This is a genomic window from Cupriavidus sp. 8B, from assembly GCF_054589115.1.
Genome location: NZ_BAAILO010000108.1, coordinates 1 through 22935, shown reverse-complemented (window position 1 = coordinate 22935; position 22935 = coordinate 1). Strand labels below are relative to the sequence as shown.

The window sequence follows — 22935 nt, the reverse complement described above, 5'->3', positions numbered from 1 at the left end:
CGAACCTTCGTGCGGATCATGGCATGCTGGGGTCTGGTTTCCGCCGGGATGGCTTTCGTTGTTGAACCTTGGCAACTGTATGGGATGCGTTTCCTGCTGGGTCTGTTCGAGGCCGGCTTCTTCCCTGGGATCGTGCTTTATCTGACCTACTGGTTCCCGTCGAGCCGGCGAGCTACCGCGACTTCGTGGATGTTCGTGGGCATTGCCGTTGCCGGCGTCGTGGGGGGAATCGTGTCTGGAACGATCATCGACCATACCAATGGGCTTTATGGTCTCAGAGGCTGGCAATGGATGTTCATACTGGAGGGAATTCCTGCGGTAGTACTTGGGATCATGGCCTACTGGATGATCGATGACGGTCCGCGCACCGCCGCGTGGCTGACACCGCAGGAGTGCGATACCTTGCTCACCAGGCTGAGCGAAGAGGACAAACTGAAGACCGAAGGTGCAGCGAATTCCATGAGGGACGTGCTGAGGGATGCGCGTGTGTATCTCCTGGCTGCTGCCTATTTCTCGCTGGTCTGCGGAACGATGGCGATCAGCTTCTGGCTGCCAGCCGTGATCAAGGGTGCCGGTGCGAAGACGATCTTCGAGGTCGGCTATCTCAGCGCGATTCCGTACGGCATCGGGGCGCTCGGAATACTGGTGATTTCCAGACGTTCGGACGCGAAGCAGGAGCGACGCTGGCACTATCTCGCCTGTACGTTCTGCGGCGGCATTTCGTTGTTCGTCCTGGCCTTTTGGACACACAGCCTGCCCGCTGCGCTGGTATTGCTTGCCATTGCCGTGACGTTCTCCTTCTCGGCCCTACCCATCTTTTGGGCAATTCCGCAACGCTACCTCTCTGGCGCTGGCGCCGCGGGGGGGATTGCCGTCATTAGCAGCCTGGGTCAGTTGGGGAGCTTCTTCAGTCCCACCATGATCGGCTGGATTAAGGCCACGACAGGCAGTCTCGACAATGGCCTGTTCGTCTTGGGCACACTGATGATTCTGGGTGGTATTGGCCTGTTCCTGGCCATGGGCAACCTGGAGAAGACCGGTGCGAAGTCGGCCGGCCTGACTCCTGCTGCCGAAGTTTGAATGCCAAATCCGCGCGCACAAATGGGCGCGCCAGTCAGCAAGCCGGATGACGCATACCCCCATGTGTCCAGCAACGGCATGCCTATACGTTCACGCCTCTGCGTGACGGAACGACCGCGCTGGACTCAGTCCCTTGTATTCATCCAACCTGGAACAACAAACATGCGTATCCGAAATATCAACCGTCTGGTCCACTCCCGGCGTCGAGCCATCCTGAGACTGACACCTCAAATATCGAAATAGAGATAAAACTCCCACGGGTGCGGCCGCAGCTTCAGCGTATCGATCTCGCGCCTGCGCTTGTAGTCGATCCAGGTTTTGATCACGTCTTCTGTAAAGACGTCCCCTTTTAGCAGGAAGGCCGAATCGACTTCCAGCGCCGACAGGGATTCCTCGAGCGACCCCGGCACCTGGCGAATGTTTGCGGCCTCCTCACGGGAAAGCTCATAGATGTTCTTGTCGAGCGGATCGCCCGGATCGATGTGGTTTTCAATGCCGTCCAGCCCGGCCAGCAGCATTGCCGAAAAAGCAAGGTAGGCATTGGCCGAAGGATCGGGACAGCGGAATTCTACGCGCCTCGCGCTCGGCGAATCGGAATACATCGGGATCCTGGCGGCGGCGGAACGATTGCGCTGTGACATGGCCAGGTTGACAGGTGCCTCGTAGCCCGGCACCAGGCGCTTGTAGGAATTCGTGCTCGGGGCGCAGAAGGCCATCAGGGCCGGAGCATGCCTGAGCAAGCCGCCGATGTACCAGCGGCACATTTCAGATGTCAGCGCCCAGCCGCTCGCGTCATAGAAAAGGTTCTCGCCGCCCTTCCACAGGCTCTGGTGGCAATGCATGCCGCTTGCGTTGTCCGCGAAAAGGGGCTTTGGCATGAACGTCGCGACCTTGCCATGCCGGCGCGCCACGTTCTTGCAGATGTACTTGTACATCATCACGTTGTCCGCCATCCGGGTCAGCGGCGCAAAGCGCATGTCGATCTCGTTCTGGCCCGCGGTCGCCACCTCATGGTGATGGACCTCGACCTGGACGCCGGTCTTCATCAGCGCCAGGACGATCTCGGAGCGGATGTCCTGTAGCGTGTCGTGTGGCGGAACGGGAAAGTAGCCTTCCTTGTAGCGCTGCTTGTAGCCGAGGTTGCCCCCACCATAGGCCCCCTCGTCGCGACCTGAGGTCCATTCTCCTTCGGCCGACTCCACATGGTAGTAGCCTGAGTGCTGGTCCTGTCCAAAGCGAATGGAGTCGAAGATGAAGAACTCCAGCTCGGGGCCGAAGTAGCAAGTCGTGGCTAGGCCGGTCTGCTGCAGGTACAACTCTGCCTTTCTGGCGATATGACGTGGGTCGCGGGAATAAGGCTGCCGCAGAATCGGGTCTATCACGTCGCAGATGATCGATAGCGTCGGCGTTTCGCAGAACGGGTCGACAAAGGCGGTCGCCGGGTCCGGCCTCACCAGCATGTCGGACTCGTGAATCTCCTGGAAACCGCGAATTGAGGACCCGTCGAAGCCGATGCCGGACGTGAACAGATCGTCGTTGACTTCGGGCAGGGTAATAGAGAAGTGTTGCCACAGACCAGGCAGATCCGTGAACCTGAGGTCGACCACCTGGAGATCTTGCTGCCTGATCAGGTCGATCACCTCACCCGGGTCATTCGGCCGCTCGACGCGATAACTTCCCGGCTCCATTGAGACCATCGACATGGCTGCCTCCCTTGTCTGGTCGCAGCATAGTCCAACCTTAGTCCGTCCGGACCAGAAAGAAAAGCGCGCCACCCGGCGCGCCTTGCATCGGCTTAGCGCACTGGCCGCAAGTGTCGCGAGCGCAACTTTATGGCGCTACCACGGCTGGCGCGATATCCACCGGGGCCAACCCGGTCGTGTGACAGTAGTGGCTCAAACGGCCAGACGGGCCGATGAGCCGCCATTGACTGGCACGGCGGCGGACGGCTCTTCCCGACCCGCCGCCGTCGTTCGCCCCAGTACGGCTCCGGCGTCAGCTTCCGAAGTACAGCGGTCATTCAGCGCTTCCATGGCGATGGGAAGAGAGGGGCATTACGTAGCGCGGGTTTCTGCTCTCGGGCATTCTGACGGGACCAGTACGGGACGCGGAGTTCGAGAATCTGGCCTACCGGAGCCGCGCGGCGGGTCTCCCCGCACTCCTCGAGCGGAAGGCGCACGGAGGCCGATTGGAGCGCCCGCCGTGGGCCAGCCGAAGTAGGCACCGACGAGACCGCTCAACGTGCGCGCGAGCAGCACGCCAGAGGAGAGACCACCCAGCAGCGCGCCGACGGTACGCCCGCGCTTAGCCGGCGTTGCCATCCCCGAAGCGGAGGGAATGATTTCGCTGCCCGTGGCGGTGACGGTATTTCCAGAAGACGTCTATCGCCCACCTGAAACCTGGACCCGGCGTGCCTATCGGAATCTGATCTACTTCCACGAAGCGGACAAGGGCGGCCACTTCGCTGCCTGGGAACAGCCGCAGCTCTTTGCCGAAGAGCTTCGGGCGGCGTTCCAGCCGCTGCGCTAAGACCTGAGGAGTCTCCCATGGAGAAAGTTGTTTCTGTGCTGGCCGCGGCAGCGGTTCGCCAACCTGACGATCCATCAGTACGATATTGGTATACATTCGCGCCATATCGTTCCGAACCGCTGGCGCGTCCGGATAGATTGGCGGTACGGATATGCTGGATGGCGCCTCGAGCAAGGCGTCTTTCCGGAACGTCACCATCGATTCGTGCGTCAGGAAGAAATTGAAGACCGCGAAGAACGGCTTGTCCTTCGGGCGATGCCGATAGGAAGCCGCGGGACCGTTCTCGTCCCAGACCGTGACGGGCGCCTCGAACTGGTAGTCTGTTTTCTGATTGTTGGAGGTGTAATAGCCCGCCTTCCGGAGATACTCAGGAAACGCTTTCACCTGCGGCGGTAGCACGACGGCGTATTTCTCTGGAACCCCCTTCGGCTTTTCACTGGCAGTGACGCGAGAAATCGAGAGCTCCCCCGGACCGGTGCGATGATGAAACGTCCCAACGGAGGTGGGATACATGCCGGTGATTAGCGCCGAGCGTGACGGTGCGCATACGCCGGACACCTGGTAGGCATGGGCATAACGCACGCCCTCCGCCGCCAGCCGGTCGATATTGGGCGTCCTGACATCGCGATTCCCGTATCCACTGAGAAAGGTCGTTATATCCTCGATCGTGATCCAGAGGATGTTCGGCCCCTGGCGTTGGTGCGGTTCGGCATGCACCGTGCCAACCTGCAGAACCAGGAGCAAAGCAAGCCCCTGTAGCGCGGCACGAACGGCATGGAACACGGTGCCGCGCCGATATGTCATTGTCCGGAAGCACTTCATCCCATCCCTCTCACTCATTGCGGTCATGCGGCCGCGTTGCGCTTGATACATGCTGCGTAATAGGCAAGGCTGCGCTTGGGCGTGCGGACCTGGGTCTCCATGTCGACATGGATCAGTCCGAACTTCTTCGTGAATCCCTGGCCCCATTCCCAGTTGTCCGTGGCCGACCAATAGAACAGGCCTTTCAGGCTTACACCGCGCCGATGCGCGTCGAGCGCGGCGCGAAGATAGCTGGCCAGATGCTTGACGCGCTGCGTATCGTCAACCATCCCTGCGCGAGGCGACGGGTCATTCAGCGCGAAGCCGGTTTCGGTGATGTAGATCTCCGGAGCACCGTACTCGCTATGCAGCCGCAACAGCATCTCGGTCATGCCATCCGGCTCAACCGGAAAATAGGCGGTGTGTGGGAGGTTGGGCGGAGCGTTTCCCTGATCGATGCCGAGTGGCGCGCCCTGTGCCGATTTCACATAGATGCGCGAGTAATAGTTCATGCCAAGGAAATCCGGCCTCGCGCTCACGATATCCATATCGCCCGGCTTGATGACGGGCGCCAGCATCGGCAGGATCGCGGCGGGGTAGCCCTTGCCGTACAACGGATCAAGAAACGCCCGGTTCCAAAGGATGTCGGCCATGCGCGCCGCCGGCTCGTTCTCCGGACGGTTGCCCTCCGCGCGAACGGGCTGCAGATTGATGGTGGTGCCAATCCGCGTGCCCTTGCGCGAACTGGCGCGCATGGCCTGGAACGCCAGCCCTTGCGCCAGGTTCTGATGGTGCATGGCGGCGAACATCGCCTCCGCAGAGCGCAAGCCAGGTGCATGGACACCGACGCCATATCCGCGGATGGCCAGGCTGTTGGGCTCGTTCAGGACGATCCAGTTCTTCACGCGATCGCCGAGCTTGCGCGTGACGATGTCCGCGTAGTCGGCCAGGCGAAACGCGAGATCGCGGCTTCTGAAGTCTCCCGCCCAGACAGGAATATCCCAATGAAAGATTGTCGGGAACGGTTCGATGCCGTGTTCCATCATGGCATCGATGATGCGCTCGTAAGTTGACAACCCAGCCGCGATTGCCGCGCCGGGCCCGTTGGGCTGGACGCGCGGCCAGCCGATCGAGAAGCGGAAAGCCTTGACACCCGCTGCCGCCAGCATTGCGATATCGCTCGCAAAGTTCTGCTCGAAGCCGGTGCAACGTGCGTTGGTGGAGCCGTCTGCGATTGTGCCGGTTCTGTCGGCGAACTCATCCCAGTTGCTGCGGCCGCGACCGGTTCGGCTTTCCGTTTGCGCCGCGGAGGCGGCAACGCCCCATACGAAATCGCTGGCGAAGCATTCGTCCTCCGCGCGACCCAATGCGGGGAGACCGGCAAGGCCAATCGTGGTGGCAATGCCCTGGAGGAGGGCGCGACGCTTCGGCGATGAGGGCTTGAGTTGTTCGGGGTGCATCGTTGTCTCCTTCGTGTTCGGTGGTTACCGGGCAGGCGCTCGGCTTAGCCGCCAGTCGTTGGCGCGTTCGCTCGCGTCTGCCTTGCCTGCCAGGGGTCCTGATCCATCACCAGCCGGAAACCCAGGTGCGACATGCTTGTATACGGATCAGCCCCACGCCTGGCACTTGGGCGGTAGCTCAAGCAATAGTCCTGGTTGCAGAGAAAGGAGCCTCCACGGATCACCCGCCTTGGCGCTTGCTCGGGAATGCCGGGTTCCGAGGGATCCCAACTGTCGGCCGGGCCTTGTGGGTCGACTTGCTCCCGGTCAGTGCTGGCGGCACGCCTGAACTGGTCCGCGCGATACCAATCTGGCACCCATTGCCAGGCGTTCCCGGTCATGTCGGAGAGCCCAAAGCCGTTGGCGGGAAATGTTCCGGCTGCGCTTGTGCCGGGTGCTCCGCCCCTCTTGGGGCTGACCACCGGGAAGGGTTGGGACTGCTGGCCCTGCCAGACGTTGGCCATCTGCCTGCCACCTGGGGCGAACTGATCGCCCCAGGAGTAAGTCGCCTGTTCCAGGCCGCCACGTGACGCGAACTCCCATTCGGCCTCGGTCGGCAGCCGTTTGCCGGACCATTTGGCATAGGCTTGCGCGTCCTCATAGGAGACTTGCACAACGGGATGGCTGGCCTTGCCTTCGATGGAGCTGCCGGAGCCATTCGGATGGCGCCAGTCGGCGCGCGGCACAAAACGCCACCAGCGGGAGTAGTCCTGCAAGGACACCGGGTGGTCCGTGCCGACAAAGACCATGCCGCCCGGAAACAGCGCGCTGTCGGGCGGACGCGGCGTGCCCGGCGGGACCTGCACCTTGATCGTTTCCCAGTCAGGCTTTCTTTCCGCCGTGGTGACATAGCCGGTCGCCGCGACGAACGCGCGAAACTCGGCATTGGTCACGTGATGCCGGTCCATCCAGAATCCATGCACGCGCGTCTTGTGCGCCGGACGCTCGTTGGCCTGGGCGACAGGATGGTCGCTGCCCATCAGGAACTCGCCGCCAGGGATCCATGCCATGTCCCGTGGTCCATTGACACCATCACCGATGATGACCTGCGGAGCAGGCTTCGCGCCTATTGATGTATCTGTTGCGGTTTGCATGCCGCTCACCGCGCCGGCAGTCATGCCGATGGCCATTGGCACGGCGATTGCGCCGGCGATCCATCCCGCCGTACGAAGGCGGCCAGCCCGGCCGGATCCCGCGTGCAAAGCTGCAGGCAAGGGAACGTCCCTTGGTGTTCCGCCTCGCTTTTTGTGCTTCATGGAGTTGGATCCCTAGAATTTGTGGCGAACGCCGACTGCCGCACCGATCTGGTCGTTACTTCCCGGCGTGAGAAAGGCGCCATTGGCATAACTGATTGCCGCCGAGTCGAAGTTCAGGGCGGCATTCTTCACATACGCCAGCGTCATGTAGACATCCGTGCGTTTGGAGAAGGCATAGTCGGCGACAAAGTTAACCTGCCAGGGATTCGGCGGATTGGGGGCGGGTTGCGACGCGTTGGTTCTCGATACCTTGAGGTTGTCGTAGTAGTACACGAGGCTCAGCGACAGCGCAGAGGTCGCTTGGTAATTGACGCCTGCCCACCAGTAGTCGTCGCGCAGCAGCGTACCGCCGCCGGGATCCTTGTTCTGCCCCCAGCGATAGCCGGCCACAAGTTTTGCGCGGCCAAGGTAGTAGGTGGCGGCAAGCGCCGCCTTTTTTACAGTTCCCGTGCTTCCCGGCGTTACGGCCGGATTCCATTGATCGTAGGTGGCCGCCACGCCAAAGGTGTTGTTCAGGTACGAGAAGCCGACGCCGTAGGATGTGTTGTCCCTGGCGTGACCCGGCGTTTCGCCGGTCCCCTGTCCTGCAAGAGGCGTCGTCCCGAGCAGCGGAAGCCCGGCCCCGAAGCTGTAGTGGGCCATGGCCGTCAACGGTCCGTAGACACCGCTGTACCTGACGACATTGTCCTGGCCATAGGTCGGGCCCAGCAGCGCCACGATCGGCTCGAACAGCAGGGCGTACTTGGTCGGCGAGAAGTTGCCCAGCAGGTTGAACATGGTCGTGTCCTGTCGGCCGAACGTCAGTTGACCAAGACGGTCGCTCTGCAGGCCAACGTACGCCTTCCTGCCGAACAGGCGGCCACCCTGCAGGGACTGTCCGGTGTCCGCACCAAAGCCGCTTTCGAGAACGAAGAGCGCTCGCAGGCCGCCGCCCAGGTCTTCCTCGCCGCGCAGGCCCCATCGCGACCCCGACAATCCGCCATTCGTTTCGAGGGAAAACCGGTTTCCGCCGGATTTCCTTGTCACGACGCCGGTGACCGGGTTGATGCTCGGCGCTCCCGTAGCCTGGTGGTTGGCATACGCGATCGGCACATCGACCACGCCGTAAAGCGTAACGCCCGATTGTGCGTGGGCAAGACCAACGGTTGACGCAAGCGCGACAGCGCCGGCAAGGTACTTCTTCTTTTGCATGTTTCTCCTCCTGTCTTATTGTTGTTGTGCGCACGATTGGCTTCGCCTCGCTCTCCTCCTGGAGGCTTGGGGTGACAGGCTTTGCCGACGTTCGAACTCTTTAGATGGACGAGCCGTTCCCTGCCGCGAAGGCATGGACATTGCCTCGACAACCCCGCAGAGGAAACAGGCGGTTCAAGAGGGCGACAAGGCCGCCGGGCGGCGGCATCCTTCCCGCGAGATCCTCCTCGCCGGCGACTCCGGCTATGGCAACGGTAAGATCCGGACCGTGACCTCGCTGGCCCCGTCTTCTGCCGCCAGACGCAAGTGCCGCGCGTTTGGTGCCGAGCGGACAATCGCGCCGGACACCTCGACCCGATAGCCGTGCGGATAGTGGCGCTCGGGCACGAAGACCTGCGTCAGTGCGCCGGGCTGCAGGGCGGCGCCGACGGGTTGCGTGGCATAGCCCAGCGTGAATACCCGGTTCGACCTGTCGAATCGCCAGGATTGCGGCGTGCCGGCGACGGCCTGCGGATAAGGGCGCACCAGGACGTCGAGCAGGTCCTCCCACGACGCCCTGGAGGAATCAGCCGGTACGGGGTAGCGCCAGTAGAACCAGGGCATCATGGCGTCATCGGCGGCGGCCACCATGCGGCCCACCGTCTGCAGGTTGCCATCCGGCGCATCGATGCCACCGAACTCGGTCATCAGCAGCGCATCGCCGGTAGCGCGCGTGTGCGCCTCGGCGTTCGCAAAGACGCGCGCTTCCCGCTCCGCGGGCGTGCCCCGGATCAATGGCGCCACGGCAGCCGCCAGAGCGGAATGGCCGGGCCGCGCGCCGAGCGCCTGGAATAGCCGGTCGCTCTTGTACGCGTAGTTGTGGAAGGCGAAACCGGACCGGCCATCCAGCTTGTCCACGTGGGTCGACACGCCAACGTTGAACAAGGGATTCGGTTCCTGGAAGACAAGCGTGTCGGTATCCACCTGCCGGATGGACCGTAGCAGCCTCTGGTGGAATGGCGTCATGACATCCCGATCGAAACCGGGGCAACCTTGCACGCTGGCGCACGTGGGCCAGCCCGTGCCCGGCCAGGGCTCGTTCAGGAGCTCGTAGCCAAGCACGCCGGGCTTGCCGGCGAACGCCTGCGCCACGCGGCGCCAGGTGGTGGCGAACTGATCCGCCAGTCCGCTGCCCGCTGGCCCTTGCGCGTTGGCGTAGAGGTCGTCGAACGCGCGGTTGATGGCCTGCGAGGTCATGTAGTAATAGGGGTGCCCGGGATTCTCGTTCGGCAGGCCATGGTCCGGTGACATCCAGCCGGCGAAGCCGTTGTTGACCTCCGCCGCACCGGTGTCGCCTTCCGCCATTTGCAGCAGGCGCCGCGGGTCGGCGTATTGGCGGGAATAGCCGTCCTGGTGCATGTCGATCAGGGTGAAGACACCGCGCGCGGCGAGCCGCTGCTGCGTGGCCTGCAGCGAAGCCAGGTAGCCGTCGTCACTGACGCCGGGCTGCGGTTCGAGCGCGGCATGTACCACGCCAAGCCGCACGCCGTTGAAACCCTCACGCGCAAGGCCGTCCATCTCCTTTGTGCCAAAACCCATTGCGGCAGGCGCGTAAGGCGGATGCTTGACGACCACGTTTACCCCGTGAACGATTCTGACCCGCCCCTTGGCGTCCACGAGCCAGCGTCCCACGTGGCTGATCCGGGAAGCCGCGCCTGTTTCCACGACGCCAGATCGCGGCGCCTGTACTGCGGCGATGTCCGGCCGAGCGCAGGCAGTCAGCAGCAAGGTGGCCAGCAGGATTCTCCCTGGCTGTCGCATCGCGTTTGGGGGCATCGGTGTCTCCGGTCTTTACTGCTGTTGTTGTCGGCACATGCTCGCACTGCCATCGGCCCTTGTCTGTCAGCTGCACGACATCCCGGTCATTCCGATGCCGCGCGGCGTCAGCAGTGCCCGTTGCCGGCCAGTCGCAGCCGCTCCGTGTCCAGGATTCGCAGCTCGCCACACAGCAGTTGCACGATGCCCTGGCTTTCGAGGTCCTTGAGGATCTGGTTGGTGGTTTGCCGCGACAGCGCAAGCATGGATGCCAGGCGTTCCTGCGTCAGCCCGATGCGGGTCAGGCCCACGCTCATGCCGCCATAGCCTTCCGCGATCCACAGCAGGCGCGCCGCCAGCCGCTGAGACGCGCTCAATAGACTGAACGCCTCGGTGCTTCGGAACACGACGCGGACCTTCTGGGCCATCAGCAAGGCGAAATGCCGCCAGCAGCGCGGCTCCGCGTCGAGCAGGCGCAGCAGCGCGGCCTGCGGCATGTGCAGCAGCAATGCGTGGCCCACCGCCACGACATCGTGCGTGCACGGAAGGCCATCGAAGAGGGATATCTCGCCAAACCACGTCGTCGGCTCGATCACCGTCAGCAGGCTCTCCTTGCCCCTGGCGTCGGTCGAACCGGCAGTGAGCGCACCGTCGAGCAGGAAATAGAGGCCGCAGGGCGGATCTCCGCGCCGGAACAGGGTCTCTCCAGGCTGCATCGACAGCAGTCCCGCCGCGGCTAGCATTTGCTCGCGCATGGTTTCGGGCAAGGTGACGAACCAGTGACTGGCATGAAGCCGCTCACTGTATGGGATCGACGCTGCCCGGGGCGCGTGAACTTTCTGCATAGGCCACAACCATAACTATCCACATGGATAATTTATCAGACGTGATTTCCGGGCGTCAAGGACGACACCGGATCCTTGCATCAGTACAATCCCCGAGAGCCCATCAGGGAAGAAGCGGACCGTGAGCGGGCTGCGGGGCGCGCGAGACTCAAAAGGAATACCAGGATGCACACCGCCAGGCAGGCACAACAGAAAAGAAGCGAGCAAACGCGAGCCGAGATACTGGGCATCGCGCTCGAACAGTTCTCGACGTACGGGTTCGACGCGGTGAGCCTGCGGGATATTGCGGACAGGGCCGGTGTCAACCATGCCATGGTTCGCTATTACTTCGGGAGCAAGGAGAGCCTGTGGCGTGAAAGCGTGGCTTACTTGTTCGATCGTTTCAGTGAAGAGCTTGCGCAGCCGGAGCCTGGATCGGAGGGATTTTCACTGGATGCCGTGAAGGACTACATTCGCGGCTACATCCGATACTGCGCGCGGCACCCTGAACACGCACGTCTGATCATGCAAGAGGCCAACCGCGACTCTGAGCGCCTGCAATGGATGGCGCAGGAGTTCATTCGCCCACGCCACAACCGGACGATCCAGTTGATCAAGCATGTCAAGGCAAACATTCCGGGACTCGAGGAAGTCAATCCGGTGATGTTGCTCTACATGATCACGGCCGTCTCGCAGGTGCCATACCTCCTCACGGCGGAGATGAAGTACGTGCATGGGATCAATGCCATGCAGGCAAAGGCCGTTGAGGCCCATTGCGACGCGGTGGTGGCGTTCCTCTTCCGATAGCGGCCCGCGCCCGCCCGTTTCGACCGTTCCGAATTGCCGCGTCGGAGATCGCCAGTTGGCCTGGCTGCCGCGCGAGCGGGACGTCCTTGCCCGCTTCCGGGACCGCGTGGTCCTCGTGTCGGCCATTGCCTGCAGTCGCGCGAGGGTCAAGACGTCTTTCAGATTCGGGAGGCCAGCCATAATTGTGAAGCACGGCTAGATCGGCTCAGTTTTTCATCAGATGCAGCTTCATCGAAATCTCGAGTCGCCTCAGTGGATTGCTATCGCACGCACCTATGCCGCCATGGTTTCTATTCGGATAGATTATTCCAGTAGGATACCTACCGACAGTCGCGATATTTGACGAGCTCAGGTACGATGGCGCTAATATCCACCCCAAGGAGACAGTATGGCTACCTACAAACAATTGCTGGCAGAAAGGGAGAAGCTGGAGGCTCAGCTCACCGAAGTTCGTCAAACCGAAGTCGCTGGTGTCATCGAGAAGATACAATCGCTGATATGAGTTGACGGTTGATGACCTGACTCCCAAACGTCGCCGTGGCCGCCCGGCGGCTGCCGGCAAGGCTAAGGCTCCGGCGAAGGAAAAGGTATCCCTGCCACCGAAGTATCAAGACCCGAAAACCGGTGCTACTTGGACCGGCCGTGGCCGTGCACCGGCCTGGCTCGGCAAGAATCGCGACAAATTTCTCATTGCCGAGTAGGCATAGCGTGGAGTGACAGGCCCCTGTTCTTCGAGAACTGGGGTGCTGTCCCGCTATCGGAGTTCACATCGCATGCATAGCGCCGCAGACGCCTTGGCTAGCTGAAACTCCGGGGTCGCCTGGACCGCAGTTGGCACCTTGTCGCTAGGGAAGAGCAAGAATCCCCACCGAGCAAAGAATGCGGGAGCTCGCTTGGAAAAGAGAAATACGTTGCGAGTTTCCGCGCCGCGTGCCTGCATCAGAAGGACCTCGACCAAACGGCTGGCAATGCCCTGGTTGCGAAAGAGTGGGTCTACGCCGACCGAGCGGATGAGGATAGACTCGCCGTGAGGTTCTGCCGCTGCGCAACCGATGATGCGGCTGCCACGTAACGCGACGAAGAAGCTTCCGATGATTGAGACGATATTTACTGCCGTCAGGTGGCATCGTTCAAGCAATGCCATTATTTGTGGGCAATCCGAGTTTGATGCGGTGCGTAAGCAGATGTCGGCAAGCATTGGGTGACTGAAACAAATATTAGTTCGGGCGTTGGCCAGTGGTGCTCTCTCTGTCTCTAGTTTGAGGGGGACATGCCACACGTAGCCTTTCTCCAGGTTCGGTGTGTCATTAGCCGGAAATCGCGGTTGCGATTAGAGTGGAGGTCCACCCTCGCAGAGGCGCCTCAGTTTTATTCGACCTGGTGCGCGGATTGATAATCTCTCGCATTGGAGGGCTGTGTCCGTACTTGGTTCCCCAGTTCCAGGCTGGGTGCTTTGGTGTACCTGGGACTGATTGCCCAACGAGGCAGGAACGGCCAGAGGTAGCAATGGCTTGAGTACTACCTCCACGAGCTCTTTGACTGCCGCGCGAGCCTTCATTGCGGTCCGCGGTTGTTGGCGGGCACCGGCTGTGCGAGAGTAGGTGTTGCGAGCATACGCAGGTTGTTCGCAAGCCTACATAGCGGGGTCCTCATGGTCCCTAGCCTGTCGTTTCCTACCAGTCAGCATGGCGACGATGAGATTCTCTTTGTGAACCATGCTCATGGCGATGGCGGCAATGACGTGTATGACTATCAGCACCATCAATGTGTCTGCCAATAGCCCATGAACGTCCTTCGGCCAGTCCTCGCCCCAGAACCTATCTAGCCTCGATATCCACCCCGTCACCGCGAGCGCAAGGATGAGCGTCCACATTGTGAGCATCATCAGCGCCCCGAGCGGTGTATGACTTAGATGCCGTGGTGGCCGGCGGGCAATCGTTCCTTTGAGGTCCGAGATGACGCTGGAGGGCGTGGGGACCCAAGTAGAAAACCGTGCAGGCTCGGTGCCGATGAAGCCCCAGAGAATGCGAAACAGGACGAGGCCCGCCGCAACATATCCGACGGCTCGATGCAGCGGTCCGCCGGAGTCCTCGAACAGGTTCCACAACACAAGCGCCGCCACGCTCCAATGGGTCAGGCGAACCAAAATATCCCAGACGCGTACCGACGCGGTGCTTGTCACCATGTTGAGCTCAATCGGCTAACGCTATTTCCCGATCTCCGATTTCACGACATCCAGCGTCTTGGTGTCGTAGTAAATCTCGGCCTTTTTGCCTTCCTTTGTGGTGCCATAGATTTCGTAGCAGTTGCCATCCACTTTGAATTTTTTGATGTTGTAGCCCTGCGCCTCAATCTTCGCTTTGGCATCGGCTTCTTTCATCCATTCGGCTTTGGGATGTGCGACGCATTTAGCACCGGCGAGTGCGCCGGTGGAGAACACGCCCGCGAGTACGAGCAAGGGAATCCGCAGCATAGTGGCTCTCCAGTTCAGTAGTCTGTGGCAGCCAAGCATATTGGAGTCGATAGCAATTCACAATAGAGGTTTGGCAGTATCACCCAGAGTTCAGTCGTCGTCATCGTGCCAGCGATGCCATTCGCGGTGGCGTTCTCTCCATTCATGCTCTCTCCAGCGTTGCTCACGCCATTGGCGTTCCCGCCACGCACGCTCGCGCCAGTCGTCGTAGTATCCTGGCGCAACCACTACAGGTTGCGACTCCACGACCACTGGTGGCGGAGCGTAAACAGGAGCGGGGGCGTACACGGGCGCAGCGACGAAGGGTAGCGGGACGCCGATGCCGACACCAACATTCACATGAGCCTGCGCGCCGGCAGATGCAACGGCGGCGACCGCCGCCAGGATGGCCAGCGACAAAATCTTTCTCATGGTTACATATCCTCTGTGAATACTGCCTACCTGAATGGACTGCCCTATAGGAAGGTCTGGCATGAAAAGTCGGAGGCAGTTGTCAATAGAAACGAGGGGAGCGGAATGCTCGTTGACGGGGTCATCCCACGATTTTGTATCCAAATCTGTCCGCGGGGAGTAGGTGCCGGAAGTGTGTCGCCTGGTACGGCAATGGACGACAGGCCACGGCGTATGTGCATCAGGTTGTCACACGTATGTAACCTGGAGGTCTTAGGTTTGCCGCCACCTGCAATGAGGGCGCGTGATGGAAAGTCTTTTTGGGCTGTTGGAAAAAACAGATAGAGGTCGGCAGGAAGTGGCAGCACGGTCGGGGGCACTCGATGGTCGCCGCCGCGCGCTCCTCATTATGGTAGATGGCCGGACCAGCTCGAAGGAGATTCTCGCCTGTGCCGGGGAACTCGGACTAGACGCGAGCGCAGTGTTCCAATTGCTGCATGTGGGCTTCATCCGAACAGTCAGCGAAGCCGATGACGAGCCTGCTGTTCAGTCGTTTGCGGAAGTGCCGCCTGTATCCGCAAAGTCCGAAGCGGCCCTCCAAAGGCGGTCACTTGCCGCGGCCAGGATGTATCTGATGGACGCAATGGTCCGAACGTTCGGTACAACGGACCACCCCGTCAGGAGGCAGCTCATCGAAGCAACGGACCCAGCTTCCGTCGAGGCGGTGTTCGGAGAATTCCTTGGGATACTGCAGGAGATTGCCACGCCGTCGATGGCGGGGCAAATCGAGGAGTCGTTCCGGAGTCTTATCCCCGTTCGCAACCAGGATTTGGTGTGCGGTTTAGAGGCGCACACAGCTGTGCCTGAGATGGACGAATCAACACAGCAGAATTCTGCATTGGTGGTCGAGCAAGTCGCTGCTGCAGCAAGCATGCCGACGCGGCAACCGCAAGCTTGCGGTCTCAGCTCTCACCCGAGCGCGACCCGCCCCGGCAGGTCAGACTAACCCGATGACTGCGTGGTGCCGTGGGTGCCAGCGATCGCCCACAGCATATACAGGCGAAGCGCAGGTTCAGCATAGATTACACCGGGGACGCCTATGCCAATGTCGACGTTCACGTGCGCTTGAGCCGTAGACGTCACAGTGAGCCGAGCGCTGCCGAGTGCTCCGATGATTGCAGGTCTTTCATTTCATAATATCCAGCTTTTCGCGGGCCGTCATGGTCGTAGATGTGCGTCGTCGCAATCTCGCAAAGGAGCGCATAGATGCACTGTGGCGCCTAAACTTAATTAAAGGGCTGTTCCATCCAAAGTTGACCGAAAGTGGCTAAACAATTCAGACGCTCGGCCCAAATGGACCTGGATGAGAAAAGCCGGATTGCCAGGGGAGCATCCACCACGAGTCCAAGTTTTGCGCCCTTCTGACGGCATGCTTTATATAGCGTGGGCGCAGTACCAAGGGGGGCTGAGTTGAGATGCTGGTCACAGGGCTGCCTGTTGGAGCCAATTTGATGTGTACAGCATCAGCAACATTTGCGACGTGATTCACTTGACGTGGCAGGGGGTAAGCCATGAGCACGATTCGCGCTGCCGCGATGGCTGCTTCGGCGTTGTTTTTTCTATCAGGATGCAGCGAAGTTCCAACTGCGGCCTACTACGACGATACCTACACCGCCGAAGGCTATTCCAGGACTCCCAGCGATACCTATCCTTATTATGGGTACCCCTATTACGATCACCCGTACTATGGATACTCGTACTACGAATACCCCTATTATGGATACCCAGATTATTCTGGATATTACTATGGCGGGTTTCCAGTGTTTAGCGCCATTTTCGTCGGGAGCTTCCATCACGGCCGGCACCACCGATTTCATCACGGATTCCATGACCGTGGTCAAGGTATGGGCCATGGCGCCGGTCCGGGTATGAGCCCGGGCGGCGGTCCCGGTATGGGCGCTGGTAGCGGTCAGGGTATGGGCCATGGCGGCGGTCCGGGTACGGTCCCTGGAAATGTCCCGGCTATGGGCGCTGGTAGCGGCCAGGGTATGGCCCATGGCGGCGGTCCGGGTGCGGTCCCTGGAAATGTCCCGACTATGGGCACTGGTAGCGGCCAGGGTATGGCCCATGGCGGCGGTCCGGGTACGGTCCCTGGAAATGTCCCGACTATGGGCGCTGGTAGCGGCCAGGGTATGGCCCATGGCGGCGGTCCGGGTATGGTCCCTGGCAGTGGTCAGGCTGTGGGTCCTGGCAGCAGCCAGGGTGTGGCCCACGCTGGCGGTCGGGGCACGGTACCTGTCAGTGGTCAGGCTACGAGCCCTGGTGGCGGCCAGGGTATGGTCCATGTCGGCGGTCCGGGTATGGCCCTCGGCGGTGGTCCGACTATAAGCCCTGGCAACGGTCCAGGTATGCGCCACGGTGGCGGTCCGGGTATGGTCAGAGGAAATGGCCCGGCTATGGGCGCTGGTGGCGGCCAGGGTATGGTCCATGCCGGCGGTCCGGGTATGGCCATCGGCGGTGGTCCGGCTATCAGCCCTGCCAACGGTCCAGGTATGGGCCACGGTGGCGGTCGAGGTATGGTTCGCGGCGGAAATGGCGGGGGCCACAATGGAGGAGGCCATTAGTCCACTCAGAATGGATTGCGGCGTTTGCCTCCGATATGAATCGAGATTGAGGCTTCAAATAGAAGTAGAAGTGCTCGGATTCGATGCCGGAGCGAACGCCAATAGCGCGCCGCCCAAGGGGGAGAGGCGGCGCAGGCCGCTCGAGCACAAGCGCAAGCACTTGCATTCAACGCCAAAAGGCCAGGAACAGCCCGAACTGCGTGAGGGATGTCTCATCGGAACGCAGGTGCTGGAGTCGCCCAAGCCGGAGCGCTCGGCATTTCCTATGGCAGAAGGGAACAATACTCAAGCTGCTGTCTCAAGTTTGAATCAGCTTTGGCGTCTTTTCCTGGCTGTCACAGGGCATCGTTTTTGACGGCTGTCGTGTTGAACCAGAGCACAAAGGCTGAAATAAACTCGATTCACAAGAAGTGCAACAAATTCATCTCCGGCACAAGTTCGTCATTAAAGAAATTAGAAGATTACCATTTATGCCCGCATGGCTAATGCCTCGCGGGCTTTTTTTCGGTCTGGTGAACAGTGTCAGTTTCCGTGTCCGTGTTGGCTGTGTTCCTCACGGCCGCGATGGCCTTGGTCGCTATGCTCTTCCTGTTCGCGCCACCTCCGTTCACGCCAGTATTCTTCCCGTTGTTCGCTTTCACCCCTATAGGGTGAGTATCGTGAGCTTGGAACAACGACATAGACAGGGCGGGGCGCGACATAGACCGGGGTGGGTTCCGCATGTGCGACGCCAGGAACGCCAACGCCAATATCGACATTCGCTGCGGCAAAGGCCGACGAGACGGCGCAGAACAGCGTGCCGACAATGGCCCTACCGATTGCGCGGTGCTTCATTCCCGATTTCTCCTGGCTTTTCGTGGTCGCAATTCGATGGATGCAAAAGCGCACGCAGCCAAGGCGCAAATCGCCACGGCTTTTCGCATGATGATGCTCCCAGCTTCTATTGGCACTTTAGGCTGCCAATGGGCGGGAGTGTATTCGTGGATTCATACAGGGGTTACGACCTGTAACAAGGCGGTGCTGGAAGTTGACGAGGCCGCAGATACATGCACGCCGCCATCGTGAGGTAACGTGGCCGTCAATCGGCTTTCTCTGGGCTAGCATAACTCGCACCGCATGCAGAGCGCGGACGTTTGAATAGCACGTTGAAACGCAGATGATGCCTTGACTTCCGGCGGTGCTTCTTCAGCAGGGGTAAGGGAGAATCCCCAGCGCGCGAAATAGGCTGGGGCCACAGTAGACAGGAGATAGGCGTCTCGCGCCTCCCTGCCGCGGGCCCGCATCAAGAGGGCCTCAACCAATCGGCTGGCGATGCCCCTTTCGCGGTATTCAGGTTCAACTGCTACCGAGCGGATGAGGATGGACTCTCCATGGTGTTCTGCCGCTGCGCAGCCAACGATGTGGCCGTCGCACAGCGCGACGTGGAAGTTCTCGATAATTTCGACAACATCCGCGGCAGGTAGCCTGCAGCGCTCAAGCAGTGCAACGACTTGCTCCCAATCGGAATGAGAGGCCGAACGTAGTTGAACGTCGGTCAACATGATGAAGTGACTCCAACTTGCGCTTCCTTAGGCTAAGAGAAGCCTGCGGCACGCTCTAGTGATACTGAAGGCATATGTTTGTCTTCTTCTTCACTTAGCAGCGCGATGGTCATGCACCACCATCGGCTGTCATGGTGGTGAGCCTATCACCGAACACGCAATCGGCTTGTAAGCGATTGTGAGACCGCAGCGAGAGGTACACTCAAGCGTCGGTTTGACGGGCGTAGACGGAAAGGGGGGGGCATGACCACGCCAAAGTTCTCGATAGGGCCACTGGAGCGAAGACTCGCAGCTGGCCAGGACTCCGCACTGCTTAGAGTCACGCTTGCATTGGCGTACCAGCAACAAGGAGACTTGGCCGCGGCGGTTCCCCATCTGGTCAAAGCTACAGAGTTAGACCCGCACTATTCGGGCGCTTGGCGTGCACTCGGTGTTCTCTATGTGGAGCTTGGCGAGGATGTGAAGGCGCGTCTTGCGTTTCAGAAGGGAATCGAGGTCGCAAGAGACCACGGCGACAAACAAGTTGAGAAGGAAATGACCGTTCGTCTTCGACGTTTGGACCGGCAATCAGACGCTGCTGGCGGCGAATCAGAAGCGGGAAAGACATAGTCGTGCGTGGGAACAATCTGCCGGCCGGCGCGGGAAAACGGCTACACCTTTGCACCCTCCGTTTCGAGGAGTGTCCTATGCTTAATAGCTACCGCAAATGCGCAGGTTGCGGAAATGGCAGGGCGACCGCTTGCGAGAGTGTGGCCATTCCTTGCCGCTCGGTGCTCAACCACTAACTGCCCCCGCGCAGTTGCGGTAAGTTCATGCTCTGCTACAGGCTATTTCGTCTTGACAACGAGTTGGGTGCTGTGAGCCATTGGCTACCCTCATGATCTGTCATCAGGAGGACGTATGCGCATACTGGTCGTTGGAGCCACAGGGCTCCTTGGGAAAGAAATTGTGGGTTTGCTGTCGTCAGAGCATGACCTGATAGGGGCCAGTCGTAACGGTTCGGCGGTCTCGGCGGACATCTCCGACAAGCAGTCGATTCTGGCGATGTACAAACAAGTGGGTACGGTTGACGCGGTGGTCTGCGTAGGCGGCACTGCGAAATTCGCCCCCTTGGATGCCCTGACCGACGATGATTTTGCATTCAGCCTTGCCAATAAACTGATGGGGCAGGCCAATCTTGTCCGGTATGGGGTCCCATACATTACCCAGGGCGGCTCGATCACACTCACCAGCGGCGTGCTCGCGCAGCATCCGACGCTCGGTAGCGCTGCAGTGAGCATCGTGAACGCCGGCATCGAGGCGTTCGCTCGGGCAGCGGCCCTTGAATTGCAGGGCAAGATTCGCGTGAATGTCGTCAGCCCGGGATGGGTATGGGAGACGCTCGAGGCGATAGGACGCGACCCCACCAAGGGTGTTCGGGCGGCGGTGGTCGCACAGGTCTACAGAAAATGTATCTTGGAAGACATTTCCGGGCAGGTGGTGTCGGTCACCCACTGAATCGCATCGATGTGCGGCTGATTTGCAGGTGCTTCACAATCAAGGAAGATTCTCGCGTGTGTGTCGACTTGGATGGACCACCATCACTGCTCGGCTTGCCTCACACCGCGGGACCCTCAGATTAGGAGATCGGGTCAAGCAATTCGCAGCCGATGCCGGGAAGCTGGCCTAAAACGTGCCTGCATCGACACCACAGGTCTCTATAAGGCAATTTGCATCACGGTACCTTCAGCCGCATTGCCTAGCGGAAATTCCTTCAATGGGGGCAAGGCTCGAGGCACTTCTGACGCGGTGATTGGCGCGAACCCGAGGCGCGCGAAGTAGGCAGAAGCGGACGTGGTTTGCAATACAATCGACTCGACACCGCGTTGCCGGACATCAGCGACGATGGTGGAAATCAGAAGCTCTCCGAGGCCAGCAGACCGCGCGCGTTGCGCAACGGCTAGCCCTCGCAGGAGACCGACCGCACCATATTGCTCGATACCGGCACATCCAAGAAGGCCTGCGTTGTCCCGCGCCACAATGTACCGTTCGATATGTGCGCGCACGCCCTCGATGGGTAGTGCGCAAGCACGCAGGAGCGCCTCCACCTCGGGGAAATCATTTTCAGTCGCGTAGCGGGGGCGCATGAGGCACTCCTTCATGCCAAGCTTGTCCCCGTATCCTACGTTTGTCCTCGCGCTTTAGCGCGTAGGGATTGTTCGTAGGTAGAACCGATTATCCCCCGCAGGAGAACGAATAGGCGTGCCGAGCGTGCCGCATTGCATGTGGCCGGGGCGCCTATCTTGCAATGCATGCGAGCGCGAAAAACCTCGTGATGCTGGACCAAGGCCACCTGAGGAGTGATGAGGCGGCTGGCGCTTGCGCAGCATATTGGTGGCGGGCTCAGCAGGGCTTTCTGGTCACTCCCAGGAGAGCGTAGATTCTTTCAGCAGGTGCCCAGCCAGAATGTAGTCACCATGCTGAATGGCGCGTGCCTCCAGTTCGCACAGGCAGGCCTCCGGCAGCGCGGTCAAATCGAACATGCAATATAGGTGCCGCTGCCTGAATGTGAGCTTCGGTGCTCGTAATCCACGAACAAGGGCTTCCGGAGAGCGCACAGCGACATGCTCGATGGTGCGGAACTGCACGGCGACGCCATATTGCTGCCCTAGCCTTCCAAGCTCGAAGGCATCCTCCCAGGCGCTCTCATAGTCGAGGTCTACCGTACCCTCCATCCGAGAATTGATGCGTTCAACCGCATTGGTCCGATTGTGTGCGACATAGACGGTCATGGGCGTACCTAGTCGGTGGAGTCGGGGTCCCATAAAATATATCGAGAACTGTAGGTCGGCGCAACCGGAAGCTGCGCGCGATGGAAGTAATCCTGCTACTTCGCGCTGCAATCCAGAAAATACTGTCCCACCAGCAATCGGCCCTCATGGAAAGTCAGCTCGGCTTCACACTTTCCACCAGGATGCGGCGTGACTTGCTCTCACGAAGCGCGCTTGGGCTCCCCGGCTTCCATGCTCGCGTTACCGCTTTGTGACATGGAGGACATTCCCGCTTGGCCTGTGTTCAGCAGCCTGAGGTCATACTGGAGTCCTACCTCGCCGGCGGAGGAAATAGGGCGCTACGAGGGTCTGGCCATTGTTGTGCATCGGGTGCAACTGGAGGGCGAGCGTGAAATCAATCAATGAGGGCGGCACGCTAGAGACGTGGTTAGTGCGGGTGAGCGGCCGAGTGCAGGGCATCGGCTACCGCGAAGCGTGCATCCAGCGGGCGCGGGCCTTGGGAATCACGGGCTGGGTTCGGAACCGCATGGACGAGTCGGTCGAGGCAATGTTGCAGGGCTCACCAGCGGTGCTCGCAGAGATGTACGATTGGATGAGCGATGGCTATGCGGCCGCGCTCGTGGCTGACATTCAGGTGACAGAGGTAGAGCCTCCGTTTCCACGGTTCAACTGTTTCGAGCTTTTGTCCACCTTGTAACGGTGGCAGGCGTCGTTCACTAAAGCAATGACGGCTGCTGCCCTCAATCTGCGCTAAACAATGCAGTCTATCCCCACTAATTCGCAGAACGATTTCTTGAACACAGCGCGCAAAGAGCGGAAGCGTGTCGAGGTGTACCTGGTCAACGGAATCAAGCTGACCGGTTCAATCGCGTCATTCGACCAGTTCGTGGTGATGCTCAGCGGGCCCGGTGGCATGCAGATTGTCTACAAGCGAGCGATATCGACCATTCAAGTAGCGACTAGTACGCGTCCGTCGGGTTCAGGCGTTCGTCCCGAAGGGCGCACGAACGTCGGCAGTGAGTCGAAGGAAGCTGTTGTAGTCACGCGAAAGCGCCGTGTCACGGGGGGCGATAGCGGAAACGAGTAGCTCTCCTGTGCACTTTACAGCCGCTCGTAAAGAAAGGATGGTATGAACGCGCCCCGTCCCCGCAGTGGAGCGCGAGGTGCCCGCTGACGCGGGGGTGTCTCTTGTGGGCGGGGTTTTTATGCTTCTAGCTGCTGATGCAGAATAGCGTGAGTGGGCGGTGTTTTAGCGCTTCTAAACACAGCGTCTTAAGTAATGCAGCATAGTCTTCGCAGCACTTCGTTTGATCTCTTCCAGTACTGGAAGCAGGCGTCGACCGCCGAGAGGACTT

Annotated in this window: 22 protein-coding genes and 3 pseudogenes; 10 read left to right on the top strand and 15 right to left on the bottom strand. The window is 60.4% G+C overall.

The genetic code is table 11. From position 1 onward, the window contains the following. Window positions 1–1080: MFS transporter (locus tag ACYP5B_RS12335; protein ID WP_459569798.1), on the top strand; the 1080-nt coding region annotated here is incomplete at its 5' end. 227 nt (window positions 1081–1307) lie between these two features. Here the strand turns inward: ACYP5B_RS12335 and glnA are convergent. Further along, the gene (glnA, locus tag ACYP5B_RS12330; RefSeq protein WP_459569797.1) at window positions 1308–2783 is read right to left on the bottom strand and encodes a type I glutamate--ammonia ligase; all 1476 of its coding nucleotides are present in this window, start codon (window positions 2781–2783) and stop codon (window positions 1308–1310) included. 637 nt (window positions 2784–3420) lie between these two features. Here glnA and ACYP5B_RS12325 point away from each other — a divergent pair. Next, window positions 3421–3609: pseudogene (locus ACYP5B_RS12325) on the top strand (alpha/beta fold hydrolase); the annotation flags it as partial. A gap of 243 nt (window positions 3610–3852) precedes the next feature. Here ACYP5B_RS12325 and ACYP5B_RS12320 read toward each other — a convergent pair. The 6 genes and pseudogenes from ACYP5B_RS12320 to ACYP5B_RS12295 all read right to left on the bottom strand — a co-directional run. Next, window positions 3853–4413: pseudogene (locus tag ACYP5B_RS12320) on the bottom strand (sulfatase-like hydrolase/transferase); the annotation flags it as partial. A 41-nt stretch (window positions 4414–4454) separates the two neighbouring features. Further along, the gene (locus tag ACYP5B_RS12315; RefSeq protein ID WP_459569796.1) at window positions 4455–5870 is read right to left on the bottom strand and encodes a glycoside hydrolase family 1 protein; all 1416 of its coding nucleotides are present in this window, start codon (window positions 5868–5870) and stop codon (window positions 4455–4457) included. Between the two features lie 44 nt (window positions 5871–5914). Beyond that, window positions 5915–7003, bottom strand: coding sequence for a formylglycine-generating enzyme family protein (locus ACYP5B_RS12310; RefSeq protein WP_459569795.1), 1089 nt, complete (start codon window positions 7001–7003; stop codon window positions 5915–5917). A 174-nt stretch (window positions 7004–7177) separates the two neighbouring features. Further along, window positions 7178–8356, bottom strand: a complete 1179-nt coding sequence (locus ACYP5B_RS12305) for a porin (RefSeq protein ID WP_459569794.1) — start codon at window positions 8354–8356, stop codon at window positions 7178–7180. Window positions 8357–8599: 243 nt separating this feature from the next. Further along, the gene (locus ACYP5B_RS12300; RefSeq protein ID WP_459569793.1) at window positions 8600–10171 is read right to left on the bottom strand and encodes a cellulase family glycosylhydrolase; all 1572 of its coding nucleotides are present in this window, start codon (window positions 10169–10171) and stop codon (window positions 8600–8602) included. 107 nt (window positions 10172–10278) lie between these two features. Then, window positions 10279–10995, bottom strand: a complete 717-nt coding sequence (locus ACYP5B_RS12295) for a Crp/Fnr family transcriptional regulator (RefSeq protein ID WP_459569792.1) — start codon at window positions 10993–10995, stop codon at window positions 10279–10281. Window positions 10996–11160: 165 nt separating this feature from the next. Here ACYP5B_RS12295 and ACYP5B_RS12290 point away from each other — a divergent pair, with 165 nt between their 5' ends. Beyond that, window positions 11161–11781, top strand: a complete 621-nt coding sequence (locus ACYP5B_RS12290) for a TetR/AcrR family transcriptional regulator (protein ID WP_459569791.1) — start codon at window positions 11161–11163, stop codon at window positions 11779–11781. Between the two features lie 388 nt (window positions 11782–12169). Next, window positions 12170–12482: pseudogene (locus ACYP5B_RS12285) on the top strand (H-NS histone family protein). Between the two features lie 53 nt (window positions 12483–12535). On the opposite strand, the gene ACYP5B_RS12280 reads toward ACYP5B_RS12285, so the two are convergent. The 4 genes from ACYP5B_RS12280 to ACYP5B_RS12265 all read right to left on the bottom strand — a co-directional run bounded on the left by ACYP5B_RS12280 (window position 12536) and on the right by ACYP5B_RS12265 (window position 14665). Further along, a complete protein-coding gene (locus ACYP5B_RS12280; protein ID WP_400102345.1) occupies window positions 12536–12979 on the bottom strand; it encodes a GNAT family N-acetyltransferase in 444 nt (147 codons plus the stop codon). Between the two features lie 435 nt (window positions 12980–13414). Next, the gene (locus ACYP5B_RS12275) at window positions 13415–13966 is read right to left on the bottom strand and encodes a cytochrome b/b6 domain-containing protein (RefSeq protein ID WP_459569790.1); all 552 of its coding nucleotides are present in this window, start codon (window positions 13964–13966) and stop codon (window positions 13415–13417) included. A gap of 21 nt (window positions 13967–13987) precedes the next feature. After that, window positions 13988–14254: a PepSY domain-containing protein gene (locus tag ACYP5B_RS12270; protein ID WP_459569789.1), complete on the bottom strand. Its 267-nt coding sequence runs from the start codon at window positions 14252–14254 to the stop codon at window positions 13988–13990. A 90-nt stretch (window positions 14255–14344) separates the two neighbouring features. Beyond that, the gene (locus ACYP5B_RS12265) at window positions 14345–14665 is read right to left on the bottom strand and encodes a hypothetical protein (protein ID WP_400103508.1); all 321 of its coding nucleotides are present in this window, start codon (window positions 14663–14665) and stop codon (window positions 14345–14347) included. A 286-nt stretch (window positions 14666–14951) separates the two neighbouring features. Here ACYP5B_RS12265 and ACYP5B_RS12260 point away from each other — a divergent pair, with 286 nt between their 5' ends. Continuing rightward, the gene (locus tag ACYP5B_RS12260) at window positions 14952–15650 is read left to right on the top strand and encodes a hypothetical protein (RefSeq protein ID WP_459569788.1); all 699 of its coding nucleotides are present in this window, start codon (window positions 14952–14954) and stop codon (window positions 15648–15650) included. A gap of 616 nt (window positions 15651–16266) precedes the next feature. On the opposite strand, the gene ACYP5B_RS12255 is transcribed toward ACYP5B_RS12260, so the two are convergent. Beyond that, window positions 16267–16629: a hypothetical protein gene (locus ACYP5B_RS12255; protein ID WP_400103504.1), complete on the bottom strand. Its 363-nt coding sequence runs from the start codon at window positions 16627–16629 to the stop codon at window positions 16267–16269. A gap of 1359 nt (window positions 16630–17988) precedes the next feature. Here ACYP5B_RS12255 and ACYP5B_RS12250 point away from each other — a divergent pair. Then, entirely contained in the window at window positions 17989–18333 is a 345-nt protein-coding gene (locus ACYP5B_RS12250) for a hypothetical protein (RefSeq protein ID WP_459569787.1), read from the top strand. 32 nt (window positions 18334–18365) lie between these two features. Here ACYP5B_RS12250 and ACYP5B_RS12245 read toward each other — a convergent pair whose 3' ends face one another. Further along, on the bottom strand, window positions 18366–18809 hold the full coding sequence (locus tag ACYP5B_RS12245) for a GNAT family N-acetyltransferase (RefSeq protein WP_400095361.1): 444 nt from the start codon (window positions 18807–18809) through the stop codon (window positions 18366–18368). A 243-nt stretch (window positions 18810–19052) separates the two neighbouring features. Between ACYP5B_RS12245 and ACYP5B_RS12240 the strand changes: the two genes are divergently transcribed. Together ACYP5B_RS12240 and ACYP5B_RS12235 are read left to right on the top strand one after the other, a co-directional pair. Continuing rightward, the gene (locus ACYP5B_RS12240) at window positions 19053–19418 is read left to right on the top strand and encodes a tetratricopeptide repeat protein (protein ID WP_400095363.1); all 366 of its coding nucleotides are present in this window, start codon (window positions 19053–19055) and stop codon (window positions 19416–19418) included. Between the two features lie 291 nt (window positions 19419–19709). Further along, window positions 19710–20306 carry a short chain dehydrogenase gene (locus ACYP5B_RS12235; protein WP_400095365.1) on the top strand — a complete coding sequence of 199 codons (597 nt, stop codon included), beginning with the start codon at window positions 19710–19712 and terminating at the stop codon, window positions 20304–20306. A 200-nt stretch (window positions 20307–20506) separates the two neighbouring features. On the opposite strand, the gene ACYP5B_RS12230 is transcribed toward ACYP5B_RS12235, so the two are convergent. Further along, on the bottom strand, window positions 20507–20935 hold the full coding sequence (locus ACYP5B_RS12230; protein ID WP_400095367.1) for a GNAT family N-acetyltransferase: 429 nt from the start codon (window positions 20933–20935) through the stop codon (window positions 20507–20509). A 273-nt stretch (window positions 20936–21208) separates the two neighbouring features. Further along, window positions 21209–21580, bottom strand: coding sequence for a PHA-granule associated protein 4 (locus tag ACYP5B_RS12225; protein ID WP_400095369.1), 372 nt, complete (start codon window positions 21578–21580; stop codon window positions 21209–21211). Window positions 21581–21968: 388 nt separating this feature from the next. On the opposite strand from ACYP5B_RS12225, the gene ACYP5B_RS12220 reads away from it, so the two are divergent. Then, a complete protein-coding gene (locus tag ACYP5B_RS12220) occupies window positions 21969–22277 on the top strand; it encodes an acylphosphatase (protein ID WP_400095371.1) in 309 nt (102 codons plus the stop codon). A 60-nt stretch (window positions 22278–22337) separates the two neighbouring features. Further along, entirely contained in the window at window positions 22338–22667 is a 330-nt protein-coding gene (hfq, locus tag ACYP5B_RS12215; protein ID WP_400095373.1) for an RNA chaperone Hfq, read from the top strand. Window positions 22668–22935: the final 268 nt, after the last annotated feature.